At 68.9% G+C, this 25,843-nt stretch carries 21 protein-coding genes; 15 read left to right on the top strand and 6 right to left on the bottom strand.

The window, feature by feature from the left end:
* Nucleotides 1-53 precede the first annotated feature (53 nt).
* Both fadD2 and EXE63_RS12235 read left to right on the top strand, forming a co-directional pair.
* Nucleotides 54-1,736 (top strand): long-chain-fatty-acid--CoA ligase FadD2, encoded by a 1,683-nt coding sequence (fadD2, locus tag EXE63_RS12240; protein ID WP_168142186.1) that lies wholly within the window; start codon nucleotides 54-56, stop codon nucleotides 1,734-1,736.
* 42 nt (nucleotides 1,737-1,778) lie between these two features.
* Nucleotides 1,779-2,558, top strand: a complete 780-nt coding sequence (locus EXE63_RS12235; RefSeq protein WP_168142185.1) for an SDR family NAD(P)-dependent oxidoreductase — start codon at nucleotides 1,779-1,781, stop codon at nucleotides 2,556-2,558.
* Nucleotides 2,559-2,646: 88 nt separating this feature from the next.
* Here EXE63_RS12235 and EXE63_RS12230 read toward each other — a convergent pair whose 3' ends face one another.
* From EXE63_RS12230 to EXE63_RS12215, 4 genes are all read right to left on the bottom strand, one after another.
* Nucleotides 2,647-4,836, bottom strand: coding sequence for an acyl-CoA dehydrogenase family protein (locus EXE63_RS12230; RefSeq protein ID WP_168142184.1), 2,190 nt, complete (start codon nucleotides 4,834-4,836; stop codon nucleotides 2,647-2,649).
* 86 nt (nucleotides 4,837-4,922) lie between these two features.
* Complete coding sequence (locus EXE63_RS12225; protein ID WP_234904464.1) at nucleotides 4,923-5,888, bottom strand: 2-hydroxyacid dehydrogenase; 966 nt, start codon at nucleotides 5,886-5,888, stop codon at nucleotides 4,923-4,925.
* Nucleotides 5,864-6,997 (bottom strand): alpha/beta hydrolase, encoded by a 1,134-nt coding sequence (locus tag EXE63_RS12220; protein ID WP_168142183.1) that lies wholly within the window; start codon nucleotides 6,995-6,997, stop codon nucleotides 5,864-5,866. Before EXE63_RS12220 ends, EXE63_RS12225 begins: the two co-directional genes overlap by 25 nt.
* Nucleotides 6,994-7,617, bottom strand: a complete 624-nt coding sequence (locus EXE63_RS12215; RefSeq protein WP_210000474.1) for a TetR/AcrR family transcriptional regulator — start codon at nucleotides 7,615-7,617, stop codon at nucleotides 6,994-6,996. The genes EXE63_RS12220 and EXE63_RS12215 overlap by 4 nt, the downstream gene beginning before the upstream one ends.
* 149 nt (nucleotides 7,618-7,766) lie before the next feature.
* Here EXE63_RS12215 and EXE63_RS12210 point away from each other — a divergent pair, with 149 nt between their 5' ends.
* Nucleotides 7,767-8,342, top strand: a complete 576-nt coding sequence (locus EXE63_RS12210; protein ID WP_168142182.1) for a VOC family protein — start codon at nucleotides 7,767-7,769, stop codon at nucleotides 8,340-8,342.
* A 13-nt stretch (nucleotides 8,343-8,355) separates the two neighbouring features.
* On the opposite strand, the gene EXE63_RS12205 is transcribed toward EXE63_RS12210, so the two are convergent.
* Nucleotides 8,356-9,036: a TetR/AcrR family transcriptional regulator gene (locus EXE63_RS12205; protein WP_168142181.1), complete on the bottom strand. Its 681-nt coding sequence runs from the start codon at nucleotides 9,034-9,036 to the stop codon at nucleotides 8,356-8,358.
* Nucleotides 9,037-9,104: 68 nt separating this feature from the next.
* On the opposite strand from EXE63_RS12205, the gene EXE63_RS12200 reads away from it, so the two are divergent.
* The 12 genes from EXE63_RS12200 to eccE all read left to right on the top strand — a co-directional run bounded on the left by EXE63_RS12200 (nucleotide 9,105) and on the right by eccE (nucleotide 24,620).
* Complete coding sequence (locus tag EXE63_RS12200; RefSeq protein WP_168142180.1) at nucleotides 9,105-9,983, top strand: oxygenase MpaB family protein; 879 nt, start codon at nucleotides 9,105-9,107, stop codon at nucleotides 9,981-9,983.
* Between the two features lie 229 nt (nucleotides 9,984-10,212).
* Nucleotides 10,213-12,051, top strand: coding sequence for a type VII secretion AAA-ATPase EccA (gene eccA, locus EXE63_RS12195; RefSeq protein WP_168142179.1), 1,839 nt, complete (start codon nucleotides 10,213-10,215; stop codon nucleotides 12,049-12,051).
* Nucleotides 12,048-13,595, top strand: a complete 1,548-nt coding sequence (gene eccB, locus EXE63_RS12190; protein ID WP_168142178.1) for a type VII secretion protein EccB — start codon at nucleotides 12,048-12,050, stop codon at nucleotides 13,593-13,595. Before eccA ends, eccB begins: the two co-directional genes overlap by 4 nt.
* Nucleotides 13,595-17,551 carry a type VII secretion protein EccCa gene (gene eccCa / locus EXE63_RS12185; RefSeq protein ID WP_168142177.1) on the top strand — a complete coding sequence of 1,319 codons (3,957 nt, stop codon included), beginning with the start codon at nucleotides 13,595-13,597 and terminating at the stop codon, nucleotides 17,549-17,551. The genes eccB and eccCa overlap by 1 nt, the downstream gene beginning before the upstream one ends.
* On the top strand, nucleotides 17,551-17,862 hold the full coding sequence (locus EXE63_RS12180; RefSeq protein ID WP_105362395.1) for a PE family protein: 312 nt from the start codon (nucleotides 17,551-17,553) through the stop codon (nucleotides 17,860-17,862). The genes eccCa and EXE63_RS12180 overlap by 1 nt, the downstream gene beginning before the upstream one ends.
* Nucleotide 17,863: 1 nt before the next feature.
* Nucleotides 17,864-19,417 carry a PPE family protein gene (locus tag EXE63_RS12175; protein WP_168142176.1) on the top strand — a complete coding sequence of 518 codons (1,554 nt, stop codon included), beginning with the start codon at nucleotides 17,864-17,866 and terminating at the stop codon, nucleotides 19,415-19,417.
* 61 nt (nucleotides 19,418-19,478) lie between these two features.
* Complete coding sequence (locus EXE63_RS12170; RefSeq protein WP_105362393.1) at nucleotides 19,479-19,772, top strand: type VII secretion protein EsxS; 294 nt, start codon at nucleotides 19,479-19,481, stop codon at nucleotides 19,770-19,772.
* A gap of 27 nt (nucleotides 19,773-19,799) precedes the next feature.
* Nucleotides 19,800-20,087 carry a WXG100 family type VII secretion target gene (locus EXE63_RS12165; protein WP_057170423.1) on the top strand — a complete coding sequence of 96 codons (288 nt, stop codon included), beginning with the start codon at nucleotides 19,800-19,802 and terminating at the stop codon, nucleotides 20,085-20,087.
* Nucleotides 20,088-20,948, top strand: coding sequence for an ESX secretion-associated protein EspG (locus EXE63_RS12160; RefSeq protein WP_168142175.1), 861 nt, complete (start codon nucleotides 20,088-20,090; stop codon nucleotides 20,946-20,948).
* The gene (gene eccD, locus EXE63_RS12155; protein ID WP_168142174.1) at nucleotides 20,930-22,339 is read left to right on the top strand and encodes a type VII secretion integral membrane protein EccD; all 1,410 of its coding nucleotides are present in this window, start codon (nucleotides 20,930-20,932) and stop codon (nucleotides 22,337-22,339) included. Before EXE63_RS12160 ends, eccD begins: the two co-directional genes overlap by 19 nt.
* A gap of 29 nt (nucleotides 22,340-22,368) precedes the next feature.
* The gene (gene mycP / locus EXE63_RS12150; RefSeq protein ID WP_272955814.1) at nucleotides 22,369-23,724 is read left to right on the top strand and encodes a type VII secretion-associated serine protease mycosin; all 1,356 of its coding nucleotides are present in this window, start codon (nucleotides 22,369-22,371) and stop codon (nucleotides 23,722-23,724) included.
* Nucleotides 23,721-24,620 carry a type VII secretion protein EccE gene (gene eccE, locus EXE63_RS12145; protein WP_168142173.1) on the top strand — a complete coding sequence of 300 codons (900 nt, stop codon included), beginning with the start codon at nucleotides 23,721-23,723 and terminating at the stop codon, nucleotides 24,618-24,620. Before mycP ends, eccE begins: the two co-directional genes overlap by 4 nt.
* Here the strand turns inward: eccE and EXE63_RS12140 are convergent.
* Nucleotides 24,610-25,806: an alpha/beta hydrolase family protein gene (locus EXE63_RS12140; protein ID WP_168142172.1), complete on the bottom strand. Its 1,197-nt coding sequence runs from the start codon at nucleotides 25,804-25,806 to the stop codon at nucleotides 24,610-24,612. The two genes, eccE and EXE63_RS12140, sit on opposite strands and share 11 nt — an antisense overlap.
* Between the last annotated feature and the right edge of the window lie 37 nt (nucleotides 25,807-25,843).

Below are 25,843 nucleotides of genomic sequence, written 5' to 3'. Positions count from 1 at the left end.
GGCCATGGTAGTTATCTGCCGCGACTCGACACGCGTCACATATTGTGGCGTTCATGCCCAGTCTCACAGACCTGCCCGCTCAGGCAGCGGCCAAAGCCCAGCAATACTTCAGCTGCGGCGCCGCAGAGTTGCATTACGCGCGCAAGATGTTCGAGGCGGGAGCCCTGCGGCTCGAATCGCCGCAGGCGATGGCCGCCATGCTCGCCGATATCCGCCGCTGGGGCGAGTTCGGGATGATCCCGGCGCTCAACGCCCGCCGCCATCCCGACCGCGTTGCCATCATCGACGACGACGGCGAGATGACATTCGGGGAGCTGGACCGTGCGGCGCATGCGGTGGCCAACGGGCTGCGTGCCAAGGGCGTCAAGGGCGGTGACGGTGTCGCGCTGCTGATCCGCAACCACCGTTGGTTCCTGGTCGGCGTGTACGGCGCCGCCCGGGTGGGCGCCCGCATCATCCTGCTCAACAGCGAGTTCTCCGGACCGCAGATCAAAGAGGTCTCCGAGCGCGAGGGCGCGCAGGTCATCATCTACGACGACGAGTACACCGCCGCGGTGTCGCAGGCCGACCCGGCGCTGGGCAAATTCCGGGCGCTGGCCACCAACCCGGACTCCGAGGAGCCCTCGGGTTCCACCGACGACACCCTGGCCGACCTGATCGCGCGCAGCAGCAAGCAGCCCGCCCCTAAGGTGACCAAGCATTCGTCGGTCATCATTTTGACCAGCGGCACCACCGGCACCCCCAAGGGGGCCAACCGCAGCACGCCGCCATCGCTCGCGCCCATCGGCGGCGTGCTGTCGCACGTTCCGTTCAAGGGTGGTGAGGTCACCTCCCTGCCCGCGCCGATGTTCCATGCACTGGGGTTTCTGCACGCCACCATCGCGATGATGCTGGGGACCACACTGGTCCTGCGCCGACGTTTCAAACCGGCCACCGTGTTCGCCGATATCGAGAAGCACAAGGTGACCGCCATCGTGGTGGTGCCGGTGATGTTGTCGCGCATGCTCGACGAGCTCGACAAGATGGCGCCCAAGCCGAACCTGTCGAGCCTGCGGATCGTCTTCGTCTCCGGGTCGCAGCTCGGCGCCGAACTCGCCGGCCGGGCCCTGCGCGAGTTGGGGCCGATCATCTACAACCTGTACGGCTCCACCGAGATCGCGTTCGCGACGATCGCCCGGCCCAAGGATCTGTCCATCAACCCGGCGACCGTCGGCCCGCCGGTCAAGGGCATCACGGTGAAGATTCTCGATGACAACGGCGGCGAGGTCGCCCAGGGTGACGTCGGGCGCATCTTCGTGCGCAACACGTTCCCCTTCCAGGGCTACACCGGCGGCGGCGGCAAGCAGATCATCGACGGGATGCTGTCCTCCGGCGACGTGGGCTACTTCGACGAGCACGGCCTGCTCTACGTGTCCGGTCGCGATGACGAGATGATCGTCTGCGGCGGCGAGAACGTCTTCCCGGCCGAGGTCGAGGACCTCATCAGCGGCCACCCGGAGGTCATCGAGGCCACCGCACTGGGCGTCGAGGACAAGGAGTGGGGCCATCGGCTGCGCGCCTTCGTCGTCAAGGCCGAAGGCGCCAGCGTCGACGAGGACGTCATCAAGGCCTATGTGAAGGAGAACCTGGCCCGCTACAAGGTGCCACGCGAGGTCATCTTCCTCGATGAGCTGCCGCGCAACCCGACCGGCAAGATCCTGAAGCGCGAGCTGCGCGAGATCGAGGTCGGCGACTAGCGGCGCGGAATATCCGCTGCGCCGCAGGGGTAGTACTACCTCGTGAACATCGATCTCGCCGGCAAGACCGCGCTCGTCACCGGCTCCACCCAGGGCATCGGCCTGGCCATCGCACGCGGGCTGGCTTCGGCCGGCGCGCGGGTCATCGTCAACGGCCGCACCCAGGCCCGGGTCGATGAGGCGGTGGCCACCATCGGTGGCGATGCCGTCGGGATTGCCACCGACGTGGCCGACGCCGCCGGCGCGGACGCCGTCGTCGAGAAGTTCCCGGACGTCGATGTGCTGGTGAACAACCTCGGTATCTTCGAGGCGGTCCCGGCCCGCGAGGTCAGCGACGAGCAGTGGCGGCGCTACTTCGACGTCAACGTGCTCTCGGCGGTCCGGTTGATCCGCGCCTACCTGCCGTCGATGACCGAAAAAGGTTGGGGCAGAGCCATTCAGATCGCCAGCGACTCGGCGATCGTCACCCCGGCCGAGATGATCCACTACGGGGTGTCCAAGACCGCACTGCTCGCGGTGACGCGCGGGTTCGCCAAGGATGCCGCCGGTACCGGCGTGACGGTCAACTCGGTGATCGCCGGGCCCACCCACACCGCGGGTGTGGAGGACTTCGTCTATCAGTTGGTGGACAAGGACCTGCCGTGGGAGCAGGCCCAGCGCGAGTTCATGATCAAGCACCGGCCCCAGTCGCTGATCCAGCGGCTGATCGAGCCGGAGGAGATCGCCAACATGGTCACCTACCTGGCCTCGCCGCTGGCGTCGGCGACCACCGGTGGTGCACTACGCGTCGACGGCGGATACGTGGACGCCATCCTGCCCTGACCTACTTCCCGCGAGCGGGAGGTGCCCCCAACATATGGCCCCCACATCACGTGATGTGGGGGCCATATGTGTCTGCTCGCGCAGGGGGTTACGGGTCCCGCGGCAGGCCCAGCAGTCGCTCGGCGATGATGTTGAGCTGTACCTCGGTGGTGCCGCCGTAGATCGTGGTGGCCCGGCTGAACAGCAGCCGCTCCGCCCACTTGCCCGGATCCTGCTCCTTGTCCCCGATCGCGCCGTCGGTGCCGAACGAGGAAACCCCGAACTCGGCATAGCCCTGGCCGGTCTTCATGGACAGCAGCTTGGAGATCGCTGCGGCAGGCATCGGATCGCCACCGGCCAGCGTGAGCAGAGTCGAGCGCAGGTTGAGCACCTTGGCCGCGTACCCCTCGGCGATCAGCTTGCCCGCATGGTTCTGCTCGATCTGATCGAACTGACCGTCGCGCACGAACTCCACGAACTGGTCCAGGCTGGCCAGGAATGGCGGTTCGGCGCTGCCGATCGACACCCGCTCGTTGGTCAGGGTGTTGCGGCTGACCTCCCAGCCGCGGTCCACCTCGCCGAGCACCATCGAATCCGGCACGAAGACATCGTCGATGAACACCGTGTTGAACATGGCGTCACCGGTGAGCTCACGCAGCGGCTTCACCTCGACGCCGGGCGATTTCATGTCGATCAGAAAATAGGTGATGCCATTGTGTTTCGGTGCGGACGGGTCCGTCCGGGCCAGCAGCGCACCCCACTGCGAGAACTGCGCGCCGGTGGTCCAGATCTTCTGGCCGGTGATGCGCCATCCGCCGTCGACCTTGGTGGCCTTGGTGGTCAGGCTGGCCAGGTCGGAGCCGGCGCCGGGCTCGGAAAACAGCTGGCACCAGATCATCTCGCCACGGAAGGTCGGCGGCAGGAACTGCTGCTGCTGCTCATCGGTGCCGTAGGCGACGATGGACGGGATGATCCAGGCCGCGATACCCATCTGTGGCCGCGCCACCCGCCCGCTGGAGAACTCCTGCGAGATGATGATCTGCTCGATCGGTGCGGCATTGCGGCCCCACGGCTTGGGCAGGTGCGGCTGCACCCAGCCGCCCTCGGCGATGGCCGCGTTGCGCTCTTCGCGCGCAATCGCTTTCAGGCCGGCCACCTCGGCGCGGATCTCTTCGCGGACCTTCTCGGTGTCGGGGTCCAGGTCGATGTCCAGCTTGCGCAGACCGTTGGCGGTCGAGGTGTCGACGACCCGCTGCGGGTAATCGGCGGCCCGCCCGAACGAGGCGGCCAGCACCAGGGCCCGCCGGTAATAGACGTTCGTGTCATGCTCCCAGGTGAAGCCGATGCCGCCGTGTACCTGGATGCATTCCTGGGCGGTGTGCTGAGCGGCTTCCGGGGCCAGCGTGCCCGCGACCGCGGCGGCGAAGGCGTACTTCGAATCTTCACTGCCGCCGTGGAATTCGTCGATCGCCCGGGCGGCGTCCCACACCGCGGCGGTGGCGCGCTCGGTCTCGGCGATCATGCCGGCGCACTTGTGCTTGATGGCCTGGAACTGCCCGATGGGTCGGCCGAACTGCTCGCGGATCTTGGCGTACTCGGTCGCGGTGTTGGTGGCCCAGCGGGCGACGCCGACGCATTCGGCCGACAGCAGCGTGCTGATGAGCGCCTTGGCATGGTCGCGGCTGAGGTTGGACAGCACCCGGTCGGTGGCGACCTCGACAGCGTTGGCCCGCACATGCGCGAGCGGGCGAAGCGGATCGAGACTCTTGACGTCTTCGATCTCGAGCGCGTCGGCGTCCAGCGCCACCCACTCCTCGCTGCTCTCGATCGACACCGGCAGCACCAGCAGGGATGCCTGCGCGGCGGCCGGTACGGCCCGCACCTCGCCGCGGATGACGAGCTTGTCGCCCTGGCGGGTAGCGGTCAGGCCGGAGTCGATCGCGTAGGCGGCGATGGTGTCACCGGACGCGAGGCCGCCCAGCAGAGGCGATTCGGCGTCGTGCGCGGAGATGAGCGCGCCGGCGATGGCCGACGGAACGAACGGTCCCGGCACCGCGCCGTAGCCGAACTCGGCCAGTGTGATGGCCAGTTCCAGAATGCCGAAACCCTGCCCGCCGACGGCCTCGGACAGGTGCACGCCCTGCAGGCCCTGCTCGGCGGCGGCCTTCCAATACGGCGGGGGATTGGAGATCGGTGTCTCCAGGGCCTCGTGCAGGACATCTGACGGGGCGACTTTGGCTACCAGTGACTTGACCGAATCGGCCAGGTCATTGTGTTCAGAGTTGATCGCGATGGGCACGCTTAACCTCCATGGGGCAACTTCCCTATTAACCGGTCGGTTGGGTACCGAGGGTACCCCGCGGTGACAGGGGCCACACCAGTGGCCTAGCTGACTTGGTTTACCACGTTGGCCAACTCCCGGCCGTCCCGCAGCCGGCGGCAGTTGTCCACCGCGACCTCCAGATAGCGGCGCATGGTGTCAACCGTGTACCAGGTGACGTGCGGCGTCAGCACCACGTTGTCCAGGCCGAGCAGCGGATTGGCGGGCTCGACGGGTTCGGCGGCGAAGACGTCCAGCCCGGCGGCGGCCAGTCGGCCCTCCCGCAGTGCGGCGGCCAGTGCTGCTTCGTCGACGATCGGCCCGCGCGCGGTGTTGACGAGCACGGCATCGGGTTTCATCAGCGCCAGCGCGGCCTCGTCGATCAGGTGCCGGGTCGCCGATGTCAACGGCAGATGCAGCGAGACGATGTCGCTCTCGGTGAGCAGGGCCGGCAACGGCCGCCAGTCGGGGTGGCCGTCGTCGCGGGTGCTGGTGTGCAGTACCCGCGCGCCGAGCGTCTTCAGCACCGCCTCGACCTGTTTGGCGATGTTGCCGTAGCCGACCAACCCGACGGTGCACCCGCCGATATCGCGGACCGTCTCGCCGAGGCCCGGATCCGACGGCCAGCCGCGGCCCTCGCGGGTGGCGCGGTCCAGGACGGGCAACCGGCGCAGCGCGGCGAGCATCAGCAGCAGGGTGCCCTCGGTGACCGACGGGGCATTCGCGCCGGGCATGTTCGCGACCGCGATGCCGCAGCGTGTCGCCGCGTCGACGTCGATGGTGTTCACCCCGGCGCCCAGCTTGTGCACCAGCCGGCAGTTCGCGGCGAGTTCCAGATCGGCGGCCGACAAGGGGCGTAGCACGTGCCAGATCACGTCGGCACCGGGAAGCTCGCGGCGCAGGGTGGCGTCATCGTCCTCCGCACACCACCGGACGTCGAGCCAATCCGATTCTGCGGCAACGAAATCGAGTACCCGTCGACCGGGGGTGAAATGTGCGAGGACTTTCAGCGCCACCGTTTCGCGATCCACTTGGCGATGGTATCGGCCTGCTCGCTGCGGGCTCCCGGGGTGGTGAAGTAGTGGTCGGTGTCGATCGACACCTGCGCCTTGTCCGCGCTGCCCAGGGCGTCATGGATGCGCCGGGCGTCCGAGGGGAAGACGCCGGTGTCCTGATCGGCGTTGATGACCAGGGCCGGGCAGTCGATCAGCGCCAGGTGCGGTTCGGCGCGGGTCTGGGCGTGGCGCAGGCTCCACATCCCTATCCAGTTGCGCAACGTGCACGCGGCCGCGATGCCGTAGGCCGACCGGTTGGCCTTGACCGGCGGCCCGGCGTAACACATGTTGGGCTGGCGTTTCGTCGGTTCCAGGGTGGGATCGACCATCCGCGGATCCGCCCAGGTGCGCAGCACGGTGAACGGCCGGTCGGAGAACCCGGCGGCTTTCACGCGTCTGAGTTCGGCCTCCGCCCAGTCGGTGATGGCCTCGTTGCGGGCGATCTGCGCGGCGCGGTAGCGGGCGATGAAGTCGCTCGCGTATGGGCGGCGGTTGCGTTCGTCGAACAGATCGAGGTCGGGATCGGTGGCCAGCGCATCGTTCTCGTCGGTGACCGACGCGTCCATCCACGCGGTGAGGACGTCTGGCCTGCCGGGGTGAGCGGCGCTGGCCACGTAGCCGTCGGCCGGGGGCAGGTCGGTGAGACCGGCCGCCGGCCGCATCCCGTCGAGCGGGGTGACGTGGTGGTGTACGGCCTGGGCCTGATACGCCGCCATCAGCGAGCCACCCCCGGAATTGCCCAGCAGCACCACGGTTTCGATGCCCTGGACCTCGCGCAACCAACGGACGCCGACGCCGATGTCGACGAGTGCGTGGTCCAGCAGGAAGGTGCTCTCGAAACCCCGGAATCGGGTATTCCAGCCCAGGAATCCGATCCCGCGGGTCGCCAGGTAGTCGGCGAGATAGTGCTCGGAGAAATCGATCTGATAGTGCGTCGCGATCACCGCGACCTTGGGTTTGCGGCCGACCCCGCGATGGTAGAGACCCTGGCACGGGTGTCCGCCGGCGCCTGCGCGGCGCGCGGTCGGGGAGTCCATGCCGACGAATTCCCGGGTCACCCCCGGCGTCGGGCCCTTCGTCGTCATGGCTGCGCTGTCTCCTTGTGGTAGATCGTGCGGTGAAAGATCGCGGCCAGGGTGGCGACGCAGGCGTCGTCGTCGGCGGTCTGTGCCCCGGTGCCCGAGAGTTGGGTGTAGCAGAACTGGTTCAGCATGGACACCAGGGCGACGGCGATGAGGTGCGCGTCATCTCCGGCGCAGCAGCCGTTGCGCTGGGCCTGCTGGACCATCCTGGTGATCAGGGCGATCGGCAGGGCGCAGATATCGGTCCAGTACTGCGCGAAATCGTCGCTGACCGTCGCCAGTTGCGAGACCGCGATGATCTCGGCGAGCCGGTGCCGGTAGGTGTTCCAATGGGCGGCGGCGGCGGCATGCGCACGCTCGGCGTCGGTCAGGCCGGGTTCGGCGGCGGCCATGGCGCGTTCGCGCGCCTCGTCACGGAAACGGACGGCCCACTCGCGGACCATCGCCTCCTTGGAGTCGTAGTAGTTGTAGTACGACGCGGTGGATCGGCCCGCCTCGGCGGCGATATCGGCAATGGTGGTGGCCAGAATCCCCTTGCGCGCGATCACCGTTCGCGCCGCAGCATCGATTGCTGCCTGTGTCTGGCGCCCGCGTGCGGTGGGCAGCTCTACCCGTGCGGTCACGGAACCCTTTCCCTGGAGTTCGTTGATCGAATCTGAATCTGATGTTAGATTCAGATTCGGATCTGCGCCAGAGGCTAACCCCTTTTCCCCGTCGCTTCGCTCGCCCCAGGAGCGCCTTCCCCGTCGCTTCGCTCGCCCCAGGAGCCGCCATGATCAAGCCCGACAACCCCAACTCCGAGTTCACCCTCGGAGGCATCAACCACGTCGCACTCGTGTGCTCGGACATGCAGCGCACCGTCGACTTCTACTCCGGCGTGCTCGGTATGCCGCTGATCAAATCGCTCGATCTACCGGGTGGGATGGGGCAGCACTTCTTCTTCGACGCGGGCAACGGCGATTGCGTCGCCTTCTTCTGGTTCACCGACGCCCCGGACGGCATTCCCGGCATCTCCGCACCGGTCGCGCTGCCCGGCCTCGGGGAGATCACCAGCGCGGTGACCACCATGAACCACCTCGCCTTCCACGTGCCCGCCGAGAAGTTCGACGAGTACCGCGAAAAGCTGAAGGCCAAGGGCGTGCGCGTCGGGCCGGTGCTCAACCACGACGAAAGCGAATGGCAGGCCTCGCGGACCCTGCATCCGGGTGTGTACGTCCGCTCCTTCTATTTCCAGGATCCGGATGGCATCACCCTGGAGTTCGCCTGCTGGATCAAGGAATTCACCGAGGCCGACACCACCACCGTGCCCAAGACCGCCGCCGACCGCCGACCGCGCGCAGTGGTCTGACTCCGGCGGTTCGCTACGCTCCGACCCGCCGGCCGATTCCCCGGGGCGCTACGCTCTCCCCGCTAGCGGGAGGTACCCCAGCCCGCCGCGGGTCGGGAAAGGTATTCAGCAAGGCGGTCAGCAGTTCGATCAACTCGTCGCGGGTCAGCGCGATGGCGCCCGTGAGCCACCCGTGGATGGTCTGGTTGACACCGCCGACGATGAAGTGCGCGATCGCCTTGATCTCGTGGCTGTCCTCCTGGCCCAGCACGGTCTGTGCATGCTGGCCGGCCAGCACGGCGAAGAACCCACCCAACTCGGCCCGTTTGCGGACCAGGATGGCGTTGGACAGTTGTGGGTCGAACAGCAGCCGTCCGATCCGCGCGTCATCGCCGATGATCCGCACCAGATTGGTGATGCCCGCCCGGTTCTGTTCCGGTGGCGCGACGGCCGCGACCGCCGCCTGAGTGGTGCCGGCGATCTCGCCGATCACGGAGTCGAAAACCGCCGCGACGAACTCGTCCTTGTCGGCGAACGCCTCATAGAAGTGCCGGGTGGCAATACCGGACTGTCGGCAGATGGCACGGACCGTGAGTTCGTCATAGGTCTGGCCGAGCAGATCCAGTCCGGCGTCCAGGAAGCGGCGGCGCCGCTCGGCCAATCGCTGCGGCGCCGCAACGCCACGGTAGGGCCGGACCTGAGTCACGAGATCCATCTTGACACCTGTCCATCGCGTTCGGCAATATCAGGAAACATTCGTTCTCACTTTCATCAGAGGTGTCCATGACGATCACCGAACGTCCCATCAGTCAGACCGTCCGCATGCCGGCCCGCCGCCGACGCTGGGGCGCCACCGTCGACGACGGGCTGATGGGTGTCGCACTGTTGGCCGGCCCGGCGAACGTGGTCATGCAACTCGCCCGACCCGGTGTGGGCTACGGCGTGCAGGAGAGCACGGTCGAGAGCGGCCGCGTCGACCGGCATCCCGTCAAGCGCGCCCGCACCACCTTCACCTACCTGGCCGTCGCGGGCCGGGGCACCGACCAACAGAAGGCCGCGTTCCGGCGTGCGGTGAACACCGCCCACGCTCAGGTGCGGTCCACGCCGGAGAGCCCGGTGCAATACAACGCCTTCGACAAGGACCTGCAGATGTGGGTGGCCGCCTGCCTGTACAAGGGTTCGGTCGACATCCAGCGGATGTTCGTCGGGGAAATGGACCAGGAAACGGCGGACCGCCACTATCGGGACGGAATGACCCTGGGCACCACGCTGCAGGTGCCCGCCGAGATGTGGCCGGCCGACCGCGCCGCCTTCGACGCGTACTGGACCGAACAGCTGGACAAGGTGCACATCGACGACACCATCCGCGAATATCTGTTCCCGATCGCGGTGGGCCGGCTGCGCGGCCTGCGGTTACCCGGCCCCCTGCAACGACTGCACGAGGACACCGCCGGACTGATCACCACCGGCTTCCTGCCCCAACGGTTCCGCGACGAGATGCGGCTGCCCTGGGATCCGCAGCGTCAGCGTCGCTTCGACCGGCTGATGGATGCGCTGCGGGTGGTCAACAACGTGATCCCCGGCGCGCTACGGCAGTTCCCGTTCAACGTGTTGCTCAAGGATCTGGACTGGCGCATCCGCACCGGTCGTCCACTGGTCTGACCCTTTCCGGGGTGAATTTGCTGAAAACCTCGTTGATCGAGGTCAATCCCGCCGGGCACCGGTAACCCGTCGGGCCGGTGGATGGGTGCCGTCCGGTGACGGCCGTCACGCTCCCGGTGGTGCCCGAACGTCTCGACAGGTTAGTTAATGCAATGCTAACTTCTGCGGAGTTAGCCTAGGCATACTTAAGGAGACGGCAGGGGGGCGTGCGCTTCTTTGCGAATGACATATGGATACGGTCAGTGACACGCTCACCTCGAGCGTAGGGGGAACACGCGTCGATCGCGACGTGGTGAACAGGTTTGCGACCTGTTGTCGGTCGCTGGGCCTGTCGGTCAACGACCGGCAGCGGCCCGCGGACCTGGCCGCGGCGCGGTCGGGATTCACCGAGCTGACCCGAATCGCCCGCGAACAGTGCGACGCCTGGATCGGCCTGGCCGCCGCCGGTGCCGGCGAGAACTCCGCACGTGTCATCGCCACCATCTGGCGCACCCAGGGCACCTTTGGCGCGCTCACCCGCGAAATCGAGCTGGGCGCCGAGGATCTCGGGTTCACCTACGACACCGGGCTGTACCTGCAGTTCCGGGCGACCAGCCGCGACGATATCGCGCTGGCGTACGCGGCCACGCTCGGCGAGGCCGGGGAGTTCGCCGACGCCGACCAGCTTGTCGAGGAACTGATCGCACGTCGTCCGTCCTGGCTGCAGGCGCGCTGGGTCCGGGTCGCGCTCTATCACCGCAGCCGGCGCTGGTCGGATGTGGTGCGCACCCTCACTCCGGTCGTCAACGATCCCGAACTCGACGAGCACTACGCCCACGCGGCCAGGGTGACCCTTGCCCTCGCGCTGGCCAACCTCGCCATGTTCGCTCCCGCGCTGTCGCACCTGGAGAATCCGGAAGGTCCGGTCGCGGTCGCCGCGGTCGACGGTGGTCTGGTGAAGGGTCTGTGCCTGCGGGCGCAAGGCGAAGACGACGAGGCCGCTGACGTGCTGGCCGAACTGTACGCCGCCAACCCGGAGCACGTCGGAGTCCAAGAGGCGTTGTCGGACAAGTCATTCGGGCTGGACACCACCACCGCCGCGCGGATCGAGGCACGCAGCAATCCATGGGATCCCGCGACCGAACCGGGTGAGTCCGATTTCGTCGACCCGGGTGCCAAGGAACGCAAGGCGCACCTGCTGATCGAAGCCGAGGCCGAACTGGCCGAGTTCATCGGCCTCGAAGAGGTCAAGTATCAGGTGGCGCGTCTGAAAAGCTCGGTGGCGATGTCGATCCGGCGTCAGGAACGCGGGCTGGCCGTGGCGCAGCGCACCAACCATCTGGTCTTCGCCGGTCCGCCGGGAACCGGTAAGACCACCATTGCCCGGGTGGTTGCCAAGATCTACTGTGGGCTCGGCCTGCTGAAGAAGGAGACGGTGCGCGAGGTGCACCGCGCCGACCTCATCGGCCAGCACATCGGCGAGACCGAAGCCAAGACGAACGCCATCATCGACAGCGCGCTGGACGGCGTGCTGTTCCTCGATGAGGCGTACGCCCTGGTGTCCACCGGCGCCAAGAACGATTTCGGCCTCGTCGCCATCGACACCCTGCTGGCCAGGATGGAGAACGACCGCGACCGGTTGGTCGTCATCGTCGCAGGCTATCGCGCCGACCTCGACCGCTTCCTGGACACCAACGAGGGTCTGCGGTCCCGCTTCACCCGCAGCATCGACTTCCCGTCCTACAGCGCACCGGAACTCGTCGAGATGGCGACCCGGATGGCCGAGAAGCGGGACAGCATCTTCGAACAGGTCGCCCACGACGAGATGGAGACGCTGTTCGCCCATCTGGCCGCCAGTACCACCCCGGATGCCACCGGCACCGCGCGGCGCAGCCTCGACATCGCCGGTAACGGCCGATTCGTCCGAAACCTCGTCGAGCGTTCCGAAGAGGAACGCGAATACCGATTGGACCACTCAGATTCCGACGACTTCACCGACGAAGAACTGATGGCGATCACCGCTGAAGACGTGAGCCGCTCGGCGGCCCCACTGCTGCGTGGTCTCGGACTGTCGGTGCCGCAGAAATGAGTGAGACGCCCGAGGACCGCCGCGAATTCACCTCGCGCACACCGGTCAACGAGAACCCCGAACGCGTCGTGTACCGGCGCGGCTTCGTCACCCGCCACCAGGTGTCGGGTTGGCGATTCGTCATGCGCCGCATCGCATCCGGCGTGGCACTGCACGACACCAGGATGCTCGTCGACCCGCTGCGCACCCAGAACCGCGCAGTGCTCGTCGGCGCCCTGGTCTCGGTCACGGTCGTCGCGGGCTGCTTCGTGTTCTCCCTGATCCGCCCCGGCGGTGACGCGGGAAGCTCGACCATCCTGGCCGACCGCGACACCTCCGCACTGTATGTGCGCATCGGCGACGTGGTGCACCCTGCGCTCAACCTCACCTCGGCCCGGCTGATCGCCGGTCAGGCCGACAACCCGACCACGGTCAAGAGCAGCGAGATCGACAAATTCTCCCGCGGCAACCTGATCGGTATCCCCGGTGCCCCGGAACGCATGGTGCAGAACACATCCCGTGACGCCAACTGGACGGTGTGCGATGCCGTCTCCGGCAGCGCCACCGGGGTCACCCTGATCGCCGGTACGCCGGATCAGCAGGGGGAGCGGGCCGCCATGCTGCCCGGCGACCGCGCGGTACTCGTGCAGAACGTCGGCGGCGTGCATGCGGGCACCTGGCTGCTGTGGAACGGCAAGCGCAGCCCGATCGACCTCGGCAACCGTGCCGTCACCGACGCCCTCGGGCTCGGCGCCGACATCCCCGCGCCGCGGGTGATCGCGCCCGGGCTGTTCAACGCGATCCCGGAGTCCGCACCGCTGGTCGCCCCGGCACTTCCCGGCGCCGGTGAGCCGCCACGCTTCGCGCTGCCCGTCCCGGCCCCGGTCGGCGCCGTCGTCGCCGCCTACGAAGCCGACAACACCATCCGCTACTTCGCGGTGCACGCCGACGGCCTGCAGCAGGTGTCGCCGGTGCTGGCCGCGATCCTGCGCAACTCCAATTCCTATGGGCTGCAGCAGCCGCCGCGCCTGGGCGCCGACGATGTGGCGAAGCTGCCCGTCGTCGGGGGTATCGACACCAACGCCTACCCGGTTGACGAGGTCAGCCTGGTCGAGCCCGGTCCGGCCCCGGTCACCTGCGCCTACTGGTCCAAGCCCGCCGATGCGACCGAGAGCTCGCTGAGCCTGCTCTCCGGTGCCGCGCTGCCGCTGCCCGACGGGTTGCGGACCGTGGACCTGGTCGGCGCCGGCGGCGGATCGACCGCCAACCGCGTGGCGCTGGCGCCCGGCAGCGGCTATTTCGTGCAGGCAACCGGCTCCGACGCCGGCGCGCCACCGGCCGGATCGGCCTTCTGGGTCAGCGATACCGGCGTGCGGTACGGCGTGGACACCTCCGGTGACGCCAAAACGGTTGCCGCGCTCGGCCTGACGCCGCCACCCGTGGCGGTGCCGTGGTCGGTGCTCGCCCAGTTCGCGGCCGGTCCCACCCTTTCCAGGGCTGATGCGCTCGTCGCGCACGATGCCGTGTCGTCCGCGGTCGCGTCCGGCCGCGAGGGAGAAAACTGATGAGTCGCTTGATCTTCGAGGCTCGCCGTCGCCTGCCCGCGCCGGAGGCGCGCAAGGGCACCATCACCATCGAGGCGCCGCCGTCGCTGCCCCGGCTGGTGCCGCCGTCGCTGCTGCGCCGGGTGCTGCCCTACCTGATCGTCATCCTGATCGTGGGCATGATCGTGGCGCTGTTCGCGACCGGCATGCGGATGATCTCACCGACGATGCTGTTCTTCCCGTTCGTGCTGCTGCTCGCCGCGACCGCGCTCTACCGCGGATCCGACAACAAGCTGCGCACCGAGGAGGTCGACGCCGAACGCGCCGACTACCTGCGCTACCTGTCGGTGGTCCGCGACAACGTCCGCGCGCAGGCCGCCGATCAGCGGGCGGCGCTGGAGTGGTCGCACCCCGAGCCGGACCTGCTCGCCGCGGTGCCCGGCACCCGCAGGCAGTGGGAGCGTGACCCCCGCGACGGTGATTTCCTGGTGGTGCGGACCGGTCTGACCGACGTGCCGTTGAACACGGCACTGCGGGTCAAGGACGCCGCCGATGAGATCGACCTGGAACCGGTGGCGCACACCACCCTGCGCGGCCTGCTCGATGTGCACCGCACGGTACGCAACGCGCCGACCGGGATCGATCTCGCCAAGGTTTCCCGCATCACCGTGCTCGGTGAGTCCGACGAGGTCCGTGACGCCCTGCGCGCCTGGGTCGCCCAGGCCGTCACCTGGCATGACCCGGCCGTGCTCGGCGTGGCGCTGGGCACCCCGGACCTGGAGGCACCGGACTGGTCCTGGCTGAAGTGGCTGCCGCACATCGATGTCCCCGGCAAGGTCGACGGTGTGGGTCCGGCCCGCTACCTGGCCACCACCGCAGACGCCCTGCACGGTCTGCTGGCCCCGGTGCTGGACGAGCGCGACGCGTTCAGCGGCGCCGCACTGGCCTCGGGCAAGCACCTGCTGGTGCTGCTCGACGATCCCGACGCCGATCCCGACGCCGTCGTCGGCCGCACCGGCGTAGCGGGGGTCACCCTGATCCACCGGTCGGCCAAAGAGCCGCACCGCGAGCAGTATTCGGATCCGGAGCGGCCCATCCTGAAGATCGCCGACGGCAGGATCGAGCGCTGGCAGACCGGGGGCTGGCAGCCCTACGTCGACACCGCGGACGCGTTCTCCGGCGCGCAGGCCGCGCATCTGGCGCGCCGGCTGGCCCGCTGGGACACCAACCCGGAGCAGGCTCGCACGGCGGCCACCGGCGCCACGACCTTCACCACCCTGTTCGGCATCCCGGACGCCTCCGCGCTCGACGTGGCCGCACTGTGGGCCCCGCGGCACCGCGACGAGGAGTTGCGGGTTCCCATCGGGGTCACCGCAACCGGCGAACCGCTGATCTTCGACCTCAAGGATGAGGCCGAGGGCGGGATGGGCCCGCATGGCCTGATGATCGGTATGACCGGCTCCGGCAAGTCCCAGACCCTGATGTCGATCCTGCTGTCGCTGCTCACCACGCACTCCGCGGAGCGGCTGATCGTCATCTACGCCGACTTCAAGGGTGAGGCCGGCGCCGACATCTTCCGGCACTTCCCGCAGGTCGTGGCCGTCATCTCGAACATGGCCGAGAAGCGTTCGCTGGCAGACCGTTTCGCAGATACGCTGCGCGGTGAGGTTGCCCGGCGTGAGCACCTGCTCAAGGAGGCGGGCCGCAGCGTGCAGGGCAGCGCCTTCAACTCGGTCACCGAGTACGAAGCCGCCATCGCGGCGGGCCACGACCTGGCGCCGATCCCGACGCTGTTCGTGGTGGCCGACGAATTCACCCTGATGCTGGCCGAGCACCCCGAGTACGCGGAGCTGTTCGACTACGTCGCCCGCAAGGGACGCTCGTTCCGCATCCACATCCTGTTCGCCTCGCAGACGCTGGATGTCGGCCGTATCAAGGACATCGACAAGAACACCTCGTACCGCATCGGCCTCAAGGTGGCCAGTCCGTCGATCAGCCGTCAGATCATCGGCACCGAGGACGCCTTCCAGATCGAGTCGGGCCGCGAGCACAAGGGTGAGGGTTTCCTGGTGCCCGCGCCCGGCGCGAACCCGATCAAGTTCCGCAGCACCTACGTCGACGGGATCTACGACCCGCCGCGCACCGGCCACTCCGTGGTCGTGCATTCGGTGCCCGAACCGCAACTGTTCACCGCGGGCTGGGTGGAGCCGGCACCGGACACCGTCATCCTCTCCGGTGAGGTCGAGGACGTCCCGCCGCCGCGCAAGCTGATCGCCACCATCGGAGACCAGCTGGCCAACTACGGACCGCGCGCCCCGCAGCTGTGGCTGCCCCCGCTGGAGGAGGCCATCCCGCTCGTCGACCTGCTGGCACGCACCCAGATCGGTGAACGGCAATGGCGCTGGCCGCTCGGCGAGATCGACAAGCCCTTCGAGATGCGCCGCGATGCGCTGGTGTTCGACGCCGGCACCGCGGCGGGCAACCTGCTGATCCACGGCGGGCCGAAATCGGGCAAGTCGACTGCGCTGCAGACGTTCATGCTGTCGGCCGCGGCGTTGCACGCACCCGGGGAGGTCAGCTTCTACTGCCTGGACTACGGCGGCGGCCAGCTGCGCGCGGTCGCCGACCTGGCCCACGTGGGCGCTGTCGCGACACCGCTGGAACCCGAACTGATCCGGCGTACCTTCGCCGAACTCGAGCAGCTGTTGCGCACCCGCCAGGAGACCGGGGCGCGATCGGGCTCGGGCGGCTACCAGGACGGCTACGGCGAAGTCTTCCTGCTGATCGACAACCTCTACGCGTTCAGCCGCGACAACATCGACACCTTCAACACCCGTAACCCGCTGCTGGCCCGGGTCACCGAGCTGGTCAACGCCGGGTTGTCCTATGGCATCCACGTCGTGATCACGACCCCGAACTGGCTCGAGGTGCCGCTGGCCATGCGTGACGGCCTCGGGCTGCGACTTGAGCTCAAGCTCAACGACTCCCACGACAGCAATGTCCGGGTGGTCGGCGCGCTGACCCGGCCGGCCGACAGTGTGCCCGTCGATCAACCGGGACGCGGCCTGACGATGGCCGCCGAACACTTCCTGTTCGCCGCGCCGGACCTGCGCGATATCGCGGTGATCAACGCCCGCCACCCCGGCGAGCGCGCCCCGGCGATCCGGTTGCTGCCCACCCAGCTCAGCCCGGCCGCCGTCGGCCGGATCTACGTGGGCCCGGAACAGGTGGTCATCGGGCAGCGTGAGGAAGATCTGCGTCCGGTTGCGATCGACTTCGCACGCAACCCGCTGATGATGGTGTTCGGCGACAGCAGGTCGGGCAAGACCACCCTGCTACGGCATCTGATCCGCAGCATCCGCGACAACTCGACCGCGGATCAGGTGGCGTTCACGGTCATCGACCGGCGGCTGCACCTGGTGGAGGAGCCGCTGTTTCCCGACAACGAGTACACGCCGAACATCGACCGGATCACCCCGGCGATGCTGGGTCTGTCCGCCCTCATCGAGAAGCGCCGCCCGCCGGCCGGGCTGTCCTCGGAAGACCTGCGTCGCTGGAGCTTCGAGGGCCAGACCCACTATCTGATCATCGATGACGTCGACCAGATCCCGGATGGTCCCGCGGTCAGCGGACCCTATGTCGGACAGCGGCCGTGGAGCCCGTTGCTGGGGCTGTTGGCCGAGGCCGGGGACCTCGGTCTGCGCGTCATCGTCACCGCCAGGGCCAGTGGATCGGCGCACGCGGTGATGACCGCGCCGTTGTTGCGCCGCCTCAACGACCTGCAGGCGACTACCGTGATGTTGTCGGGCAGCCCGGCCGACGGAGGCAAACTCCGCGGCATGCGCTTCAGCAGGCTGCCGGCGGGCCGGGCGATGCTGCTCGGCGACAGCGAAGAGGCGACCTACGTCCAACTGGTGAATCCGCTCGTGCCCGAAGGACTTTCACCTGCCAGTACGAACGGAAAGGAATACAGCTGATGACTCTGCGTGTGGTCCCCGAAGGATTGGCCGCCGCCGGTTCGGCGGTGGAAGCGCTGACCGCGCGGCTGGCCGCCGCGCACGCCGCCGCGGCGCCGCTGGTGAACGTCGTGGTGCCGCCGGCCGCCGACCCGGTGTCCTTGCAGACGGCCGCCGGGTTCAGTGCCGCCGGCAACGAGCACAGCGCGGTCGCCGCGCTGGCCGTGGAAGAGCTGGGCCGCGCCGGGATGGGTGTCGCGCAGTCCGGCACCAGCTACGCCACCGGTGACGCGCAGGCCGCTTCGACGTACCTGATCGCGCGCGGCGGCTGAGATGACCGCTCCCGTCTGGATGGCGCTGCCACCCGAGGTTCATTCGGCGCTGCTCAGCAGCGGTCCGGGCCCCGGGTCGCTGCTGGCCGCCGCGGGAGCCTGGCAGTCGCTGAGCGCCGAGTATGCCTCCGCGGCAGCCGAACTGGTCGCCACCCTGGGTGGTGTGGCCGCCGGCGCCTGGGAGGGCCCGAGCTCCGAGCAGTACGTCGCTGCCCATCAGCCGTATCTGATGTGGCTGGCGCAGGCCAGCGCCAAGAGCGCGGTCGCCGCGGCCCAGCACGAGACTGCGGCGGCGGCGTACACCACCGCCCTGGTCACCATGCCGACACTCGCCGAGTTGGCCGCCAACCATGCCCTGCACGGTGCGCTGCTGGCGACGAACTTCTTCGGTATCAACACCATCCCGATCGCTGTCACCGAAGCCGACTACATCCGGATGTGGATCCAGGCCGCCACCACGATGAGCACCTATCAGGCGGTGTCCGCGGCCACCGTCGCCGCGACGCCGGTGCTGGAGCCCGCGCCCATGCTGCTGACCCCGGGCGTCGGCGAGGCGGGCAGCGCCGGTGCGGCGTCCACACAACTGCTGGCGCAGGCCCAGGCCATCAACTCCGCTGCTGCACTCAATGATTCGAACTTCATCGTGCAGTTTCTGGAGCAGTACATCAAGTCGCTGCCCGGTGGTGACCTCATCCTGGAGTTCTTCCAGAACCCACTCGGCATCCTGCGCCAGATGCTGATCGACTTCGCGACGAATCCCTCAGCGGCACTGGTCACCTGGGGCCCGATGCTGTTCGCGCTCGCCTATCAGGCCATCCTGCAGCCGGTCGGCTGGGGCACCTGGATCGGTGTGTTCCTCTCACCGTTGCTGATCCCGATCCTCGGCGGTATCGCGTTGGCGATGCTCGGTCTGCTGACACTGTTGCCGAAGTTCGACGACCTGCCGCCACTGGATCTCGGTGAGACTCCGGCCGCCCAGCGTCCCGACGCCAATCTGCCGCTGGCCAGTGTCGCCCCGGCGGGCACCGCAACCGCGGCGGCGCCCGCGGCAGGCACCCCCGCATCGGCACCCGCGACCGCACCGGCCGCCGCACCCGCGGCCGCCGCGCCGGCGCTGGCCTACGCCGTCTACGGCGGGCACCCGGGCGGTGGTTTCAGCCCGACCGTGCGCGACAGTACGTCCGCCAAGGCACCCGCGTCGGGTTCGTCGGCGGCCGTCGCCTCGGCTGCGGCACTGTCGGCGGCCGAGCGCCGGAAACGCCGTCGCAAGAAGGGCGGCGAGATCAAGGACCGCGTCTATGCCGACGAATACATGGACTACGACGAGGATCCGGCACCGCGTGAACCACGCCCGGAGCCACGGGTGACGGCCTCCGAGGCGAGTGCCGGACCGATCGGCTTCACCGGGGCCCTCACCAAGGACGGCACCGACGACGCCGCCGGAATGACGGAGCTGACCGGAGATTCGTTCGGCAACGGGCCGACCGACCCCATGTTGCCGGGCTCCTGGAGTCCCGATGACCCCGCGGCGCCGGGAGGGGGACAGCTCAACTGAACGCACCCCGGACAACCCAGATCCCATGGAACGCCCACAGATTCACCCGAAAGGAAATGCCATGAGCATGCTCGACGCGCACATCCCCCAGCTGGTCGCCTCCGAGTCGGCGTTCGGCGCCAAGGCCGCGCTGATGCGCAGCACGATTGCCCAGGCCGAGCAGGCCGCCCAGGCCTCGCAGGCCTTCCACATGGGCGAGTCCTCGGCCGCCTTCCAGGCCGCACATGCCCGCTTCATCGAGGTCTCGGCCCGGGTGAACGCCCTGCTCGATATCGCCCAGGCCAACCTGGCCGATGCCGCAGGCACCTACGTCGCGCAGGACGCGGCGGCCGCCAGCACCTACACCTCCATCTGATAACGCAAGCCGACCAGGAGAATTCACATGTCGCAGATCATGTACAACTACCCGGCCATGCTCGCGCTGTCGGCCGAGATGAACGGTTTCGCAGGCGCTCTGAACGCCGTCGGTGCGGATATCGCCGCCGAGCAGGCCGCGCTGTCGGGCGCCTGGCAGGGCGACACCGGTATGACCTACCAGGCCTGGCAGGCCCAGTGGAACGCCAGCATGACCGAACTGGTGCGTGCGTACCAGGCGATGGCGAGCACCCATGAGACCAATACCATGTCGATGAATGCCCGGGACCGGGCAGAGGGCGCCAAATGGGGATAGATGGCTGCTAATGCGGTCGAGCTGACCGTCGAGCAGGCGTGGTTCATTGCAGAAGAGTTGGGCTGCGGCTCGTTTCCGTGGGTGCTGGCGATCACGCCGCCTTACAGCGAGCCGGCGGCCGCCGGGCAGTTCGCGGCCGACCGTGCCGCCGAGCTGACCGGGCTGGGAGTGATGTCCGGCAGCGGGGTCATCAACCCGGCTGTCGCCCAGTGGATTCAGCGGACCTGCCGCGCGCGGCAGTGGCTCGAGTTACGAATCGTGGGGGCGCACGGCGATATGCTGCGCGGTCTGGTCGCGCGACACGACGAGACCTCCGTGGTCGTGCTGCGCAGCGGCGGACTGGTGACCTTCACCGCGATGGAACTGCTGCACCCGAACGACCTGGTCCCGGTGCTGGTGGCCGGCCTGGCCGGGCGGCGCGCGGCGTCCTTCGATGATTTCACCGTACCCGTCCGCGCCGGGGCCCGTGCCGACGAGAAGCTGCGCGACGGGGCCGATCTGACCGAAGTGCTTGAATACCTGGCCATTCCGGCCTCGGCGCGGCCGGTGGTGGAGGCGGTGTTCACCGGCAGGCGGAGCTACGTGGAGATCGTCGCAGGCGAACACCGCGACGGTCACCGGGTGAGCACCGAGGTCGGCGTCAGCGTCGTCGACTCCGAGGCCGGCCGCATCCTGGTGAGCCCTTCGAAAGCCTTCGACGGCGAATGGGTGTCCACGTTCGCACCCGGAACCGCGGCGACCATCGCCGCCGCGGTCGACAGACTTATCGCAACACTGCCGCACGGATCGTGGTTTCCCGGCGCGCTTCAGAACCGAGATTTCGACCAGAGAACGGAAGACCGATGCCCGACAACACTGTGATGCCGATCGTGCGGGTGGCCGTGCTGGCCGCCGGGGACGGCGCCGACGGCGCCGGGCGGCTCACCGAGATGGCGCTGCCCGCCGAACTGCCGCTGCGCGAGATCATCCCGGCCGTGCAGCGCACGGTGCTGCCGACCGCAGACGCCCCCGAGGGCGCCCCGGCGCGGCTGAGCCTGGCCCCGATCGGCGGCGCACCGTTCAGCCTGGACGCGACATTGGACACCGTCGGCGTCGTCGACGGTGATCTGCTGGCGCTGCAGGCCATCCCGAACGGCCCGGCCGCCCCGCGCATCATCGAGGACATCGCCGATGCCGCCGTCATCTTCTCCGCCGCACGCGAACGGCCCTGGGGCCCGGCGCAGATCCAGCGCGCCGCCGCGCTCGCCGTGCTGGCCATGATCCTGCTGGGCACCGCGCTCGCGACGGCCGCCCGGGTCGTCACCGGGCACTCGGCCGGATTGTTCGCCGTGGCCGGTATCGCCGCGGTGACCGCGACCGCCTCGTTCGCCACCCGCGCCCGGTTCCCGGGTCTGGGCACCGCGCTGGCTCTCACCGCCCTGGCCCCGGTCGCCGCGGTCTTCGCGTTGGCCGTGCCCGGCGATTTCGGAGCCGCGCAGCTGCTCTTGGCCGCCGCCGGTGTGGCCGCGTGGTCGGTGATCAGCATCGTCGTCTTCGAACGCGCCATCGCCACCTTCACCGCATCGACGGTGCTGGGACTCGGCGTGCTGCTGTTCGCCGTGCTGGCCACCATCTGGGACATGACCGATATCCGCACCGGATCCGGCCTCATCGTCTTCGCCCTGCTGGTGACCGTGCAGGCCGCGCGGCTGTCGGCGCTGTGGGCACGGCTGCCCGTCCCGACCATTCCGGCCCCCGGCGATCCGACCCCGTCGGCGCAGCCGTTGCGTGTCCTCGAAGATCTGCCGCGCCGCATCCGCGTCACCGACGCGCACCAGACCGGATTCCTGGCTGCCGGTGTCCTGCTGTCGGTGGCCGGCTCGCTGATCCTCGTCGGCTCCGCGGGCGCCTCCCCGTGGGCCTGGGTGCTGGTGATCGCCGCGACGCTGGGCACCACTCTGCGTGCCCGGGTGTGGGATTCGACCCCGTGCAAGGCGTGGCTGCTGAGCCAGTCCTTCCTGCTGCCCGCCGCGCTGCTGGTGAACTTCGCGCTCACCGAGCGTTACGCGGCGGCCTGGTGGGCGCTGGCTGCACTGGTGGCCGTGACCGTCGTCTGGATCGTGGTGGCGCTGAACCCGCGGATCGCTTCCCCGGACACCTACTCGCTGCCCGCGCGCCGGCTGTTCGGCTTCGCCAGTTCCGCGGTCGACGCCTCGGTCATCCCGGTGGCCGCCTATCTGGTCGGCCTGTTCGAGTGGGTGCTGAACAGGTGACAGCACAGCTGCTGCGCCGGGGAACCGCCATGCTGGCAGCGGTTCTCGCGGTCGCAGCCGTGGGCTGCCCGGCAGCGGGCGCGATCACCCCGCCCGAGGTGGACCCCGACACCGCACCCCCCTCTGGTGCCGCCGGCCCCGTGCAGACCATGACGCAGCGCGGTGCCTGCACGGTCACCGGGGTCATCCCGGGCACCGATCCCGGTGTCGTCAGCCCGAATCAGCTGACGCTGGACCTCGCCGAGGCCTGGCGGCACAGTCGCGGTGACGGCCAGACCGTCGCCGTGATCGACACCGGCGTGCAACCGGGGCCGCGGCTGCCCAACGTCGAGCCCGGCGGCGATTTCGTGGCCGGCACCGACGGGCTGACCGACTGCGACGGACACGGGACCATGGTCGCCGGACTCATCGCCGGCCAGCCGGGCGCGGACGGCTTCTCCGGTGTCGCGCCGGGGGCACAGCTGTTGGCCATCCGGCAGACCTCGGAGAAGTTCTCGCCGAACCAGCCGGGCCAGGACCCGGTGATCGTGGAGGCCAGCAACGATATCGCCACGCTGGCGCGGGCCGTGGTACGCGCCGCCGACCTCGGCGCCCGCATCATCAACATCTCGTCGGTGGCCTGCGTCCCGGCGAACACCCCGATCGATCAGAGCGCGCTCGGTGCCGCCCTGCGCTATGCCGCCGTCGAGAAGGACGTGGTGATCATTGCCGCGGCCGGCAACACCGGTGGCGGTATCGCCGGCGGAACCGCCTGTGCGGCAAACCCCTTGACCGATCCGGCCCGGCCCGATGATCCGCGCAACTGGGCCGGGGTCACCTCGGTGTCGACGCCGTCGTGGTGGCAGCCCTACGTGCTGTCGGTCGGGGCCCTGAACCCGGGTGGTCAGCCCGCGCCGTTCAGCATGTCCGGGCCGTGGCTCGGCCTGGCAGCGCCCGGGGAGAACATCGCCTCGGTGAGCAACAACCCCGACGGCGGGCTGGCCAACGGGCAGCCCAACGAGAAGGGCGAACTGGCGCCGGTCAGCGGCACCAGCTATGCGGCGGCCTATGTGTCCGGCGTTGCGGCCCTGGTGCGCAGTCGTTTCCCCGAGCTGAGCGCTGAACAGGTGGTGCGCAGGCTCACCAGCACCGCGCGCGGCGCGGACCGCTCACCGTCCTCGCTGGTGGGCGCGGGCACCATCGATCCGGTGGCCGCCCTGACCTGGGATGTGCCCGGGCCGGGCAGCCCGGCCGAGCCCACCAGACCCGTTGCGGCGCCGCCGGAACCGGCACCACAGAACTCCACACCACGGACCGTCGCATACATCGGCACCGGGGTGCTCGCATTGGCCGCCATCGTGACCGCCGCGATCGCCGCACACCGACGGAAGGACAAAGCCGCATGACGGCCCGACTCGCCCTGGCGCTGCTGTTCATCGTTCCCGCCGCGCTGGCATATCCCTACGAGACGCCGACCCAGCGCTGGATTCTCGGTGTCGCGGTCACCGTCGTGATCCTGCTGTTCGCTTGGTGGCGTGGAGATTTCGCGACCACCAAGCTGGCGCGGCGGTGGTCCATCTGGCGTGGCAACCATTCCGAGAGTGCTGCCGGCGAGGACGCAGGCACCGCCACGGTGCTGCTACGCCTCGACGAACCGGCATCCGATGAGCTCCCGGTGGAGCTGATCGCCGGCTACACCGACCGGTACGGGTTGCGCTGTGACAAGGTCCGGATCACCAGCCGCGACCGTGCAGGGGAGCGCCGGACCTGGGTCACCCTCACCGTTGATGCCGCGCAGAATCTGTCCGCGCTGCAGGCCCGTTCGGCGCGGATCCCGTTGCAGGAAACCGCCGAGGTGCTCGGCCGGCGACTGGCCGACCACCTCCGTGAGAATGGATGGACGGTATCGGTCCTGGAGGTCGCCCCGCGTCCGGTCTCCGGCGAGGCCAAGGAAACCTGGCGTGCCATCACCGACGGCACCGGGTTCCTGACCGCCTACCGCATGCCGACGGCCTCGTTGCCGGCGGCGCTGGCCGCGGTCTGGGCGCATCCGTCCGAGGAGATCTGGACCGCAGTGGAATTCGGTCCCGGTACGGTGGCCGCGGTCTGCGCGGTACGCACCCCCGAGCGACCCGGGTCTGGTGCGCCGATTTCCGGGCTGGGCACCCTGGGCGGTCGCCAGCGCACGGTGCTCGACGCGCTGGACCCGCTGTCGGCACGGCGCATCGGCGGGCACCAGCCGGCCGAGCCGGGTCTGGCCGCCGAGATCCGCTGGCCGACGGGGGCGGGCGTCAGAACATGAACGGCCGCAGGAAGCGCGTCATCCGCCGCAGATAGTCCGGTTGGCTGACGTGCAGTACATGGTTGCCCGGGAACCAGTGGAACGCGCACCGATCCCAATGCCGCCACAGGATCTCGGCCTGCTGCGGCGGCGCCAGCTTGTCACCGAGCCCGGCGATGATCAGCCGACGGTCCTTGGGCACCAGCGCCGGGTAGTTCAGCGGTGAGTGGAACAGTGTCGCCGCGTCGGACTTGGCCTTGTCCACACCGGTGAGCCGGTTCCCCAGGCGCACCAGCATATTGGCCGGGAACCAGTCGTCGAACGCCGCTTCCGGCGTCACCACCGGCACGTTCGGGATGACGGCCTGGATCCGGTCGTCGACCCCGGCGATCAGTGCGGCGGTGTAGCCGCCCAGCGACATCCCGGTCAGCGCGATGCGATCCACCCCGGTGGACTCCAGATAGTCGACCACCGAACGGAAGTCGTGCACCGCCTGAGCCATCGCCTCGGCGAACCCGGTCATCCCGTCGGCGAAGTAGCCGTACCCGCTGTAGGGCGAGTTCGCCTCGGCGCGCCGGCCGTGGAACGGCAGGGTGTAGAGCAGCACGTCGTAGCCGGACTTGAAGAACCACGGCAGCGAGAAGAACAATCCGTTGAACAGGTACGCCGACCCCATGAAGCCGTGGATCAGGCACAGCGTCGGACGCGGCCCGTCACCGTGCACCCAGTGCTGCGCGTGCACGACGTTGTTGCGGGCGTAGGCGCCGCGTTGTGCGCGCAGCGCGGGATTGACGGCCTGGAAGCTGCTGGCGAACTCGATGTTGTACACCGATCCGTGCGCGATCCAGGACGCCAGCTGGTTGGCCGGTCGCGTCGATACCCGCGGCGGAGCGGTCGGCGCGGGGAACGACAGCAGCGGATCCTTGTGCGCGGCAAGGTCGATGTAGAAATCGAGTGCGGCGTCCGCATCGGGTACCCGGTTCGGGCGCAGTGCGGCGCCGGCGAGCCGCGGCAGCATCGCCGCGCCGACGATGCCGGCGACGGCGGTGCGCAGGCCCAGATCGGCGACGGCCGAGGCGTCCACGACCATCCGCTGTGCCACCGTGAGATCGCTGCGTCGCGGCAGGCCCCGCGCGGTGGCGTCGGCGCCGGGAACGTCGGGCACCGGGATCGGGGGATCTACGGGTGCAGAATCGGTTTCGGTCACGCGGTAACCCTTCTCACTACGGCCCGCCGATGGTAGC

Source organism: Mycolicibacterium frederiksbergense, assembly GCF_012223425.1.
Lineage (GTDB): Bacteria > Actinomycetota > Actinomycetes > Mycobacteriales > Mycobacteriaceae > Mycobacterium > Mycobacterium frederiksbergense.
The sequence above is the reverse complement of the archived record's forward strand: the minus strand, read 5'-3'. Positions and strand labels throughout refer to the sequence as shown.

What these genes read in the sequence shown, in the direction of transcription:
- eccCa (WP_168142177.1), top strand. Translation starts at nt 13,595, where the DNA reads ATGAGTCGCTTGATCTTCGAGGCTCGCCGTCGCCTGCCCGCGCCGGAG.
- eccD (WP_168142174.1), top strand. Translation starts at nt 20,930, where the DNA reads ATGCCCGACAACACTGTGATGCCGATCGTGCGGGTGGCCGTGCTGGCC.
- eccA (WP_168142179.1), top strand. Translation starts at nt 10,213, where the DNA reads ATGGATACGGTCAGTGACACGCTCACCTCGAGCGTAGGGGGAACACGC.
- EXE63_RS12180 (WP_105362395.1), top strand. Translation starts at nt 17,551, where the DNA reads ATGACTCTGCGTGTGGTCCCCGAAGGATTGGCCGCCGCCGGTTCGGCG.
- EXE63_RS12175 (WP_168142176.1), top strand. Translation starts at nt 17,864, where the DNA reads ATGACCGCTCCCGTCTGGATGGCGCTGCCACCCGAGGTTCATTCGGCG.
- eccB (WP_168142178.1), top strand. Translation starts at nt 12,048, where the DNA reads ATGAGTGAGACGCCCGAGGACCGCCGCGAATTCACCTCGCGCACACCG.
- EXE63_RS12160 (WP_168142175.1), top strand. Translation starts at nt 20,088, where the DNA reads ATGGCTGCTAATGCGGTCGAGCTGACCGTCGAGCAGGCGTGGTTCATT.
- EXE63_RS12220 (WP_168142183.1), bottom strand. Translation starts at nt 6,997, where the DNA reads ATGACGACGAAGGGCCCGACGCCGGGGGTGACCCGGGAATTCGTCGGC.
- EXE63_RS12200 (WP_168142180.1), top strand. Translation starts at nt 9,105, where the DNA reads ATGACGATCACCGAACGTCCCATCAGTCAGACCGTCCGCATGCCGGCC.
- eccE (WP_168142173.1), top strand. Translation starts at nt 23,721, where the DNA reads ATGACGGCCCGACTCGCCCTGGCGCTGCTGTTCATCGTTCCCGCCGCG.
- EXE63_RS12165 (WP_057170423.1), top strand. Translation starts at nt 19,800, where the DNA reads ATGTCGCAGATCATGTACAACTACCCGGCCATGCTCGCGCTGTCGGCC.
- EXE63_RS12170 (WP_105362393.1), top strand. Translation starts at nt 19,479, where the DNA reads ATGAGCATGCTCGACGCGCACATCCCCCAGCTGGTCGCCTCCGAGTCG.
- mycP (WP_272955814.1), top strand. Translation starts at nt 22,369, where the DNA reads ATGCTGGCAGCGGTTCTCGCGGTCGCAGCCGTGGGCTGCCCGGCAGCG.
- fadD2 (WP_168142186.1), top strand. Translation starts at nt 54, where the DNA reads ATGCCCAGTCTCACAGACCTGCCCGCTCAGGCAGCGGCCAAAGCCCAG.
- EXE63_RS12205 (WP_168142181.1), bottom strand. Translation starts at nt 9,036, where the DNA reads ATGGATCTCGTGACTCAGGTCCGGCCCTACCGTGGCGTTGCGGCGCCG.
- EXE63_RS12210 (WP_168142182.1), top strand. Translation starts at nt 7,767, where the DNA reads ATGATCAAGCCCGACAACCCCAACTCCGAGTTCACCCTCGGAGGCATC.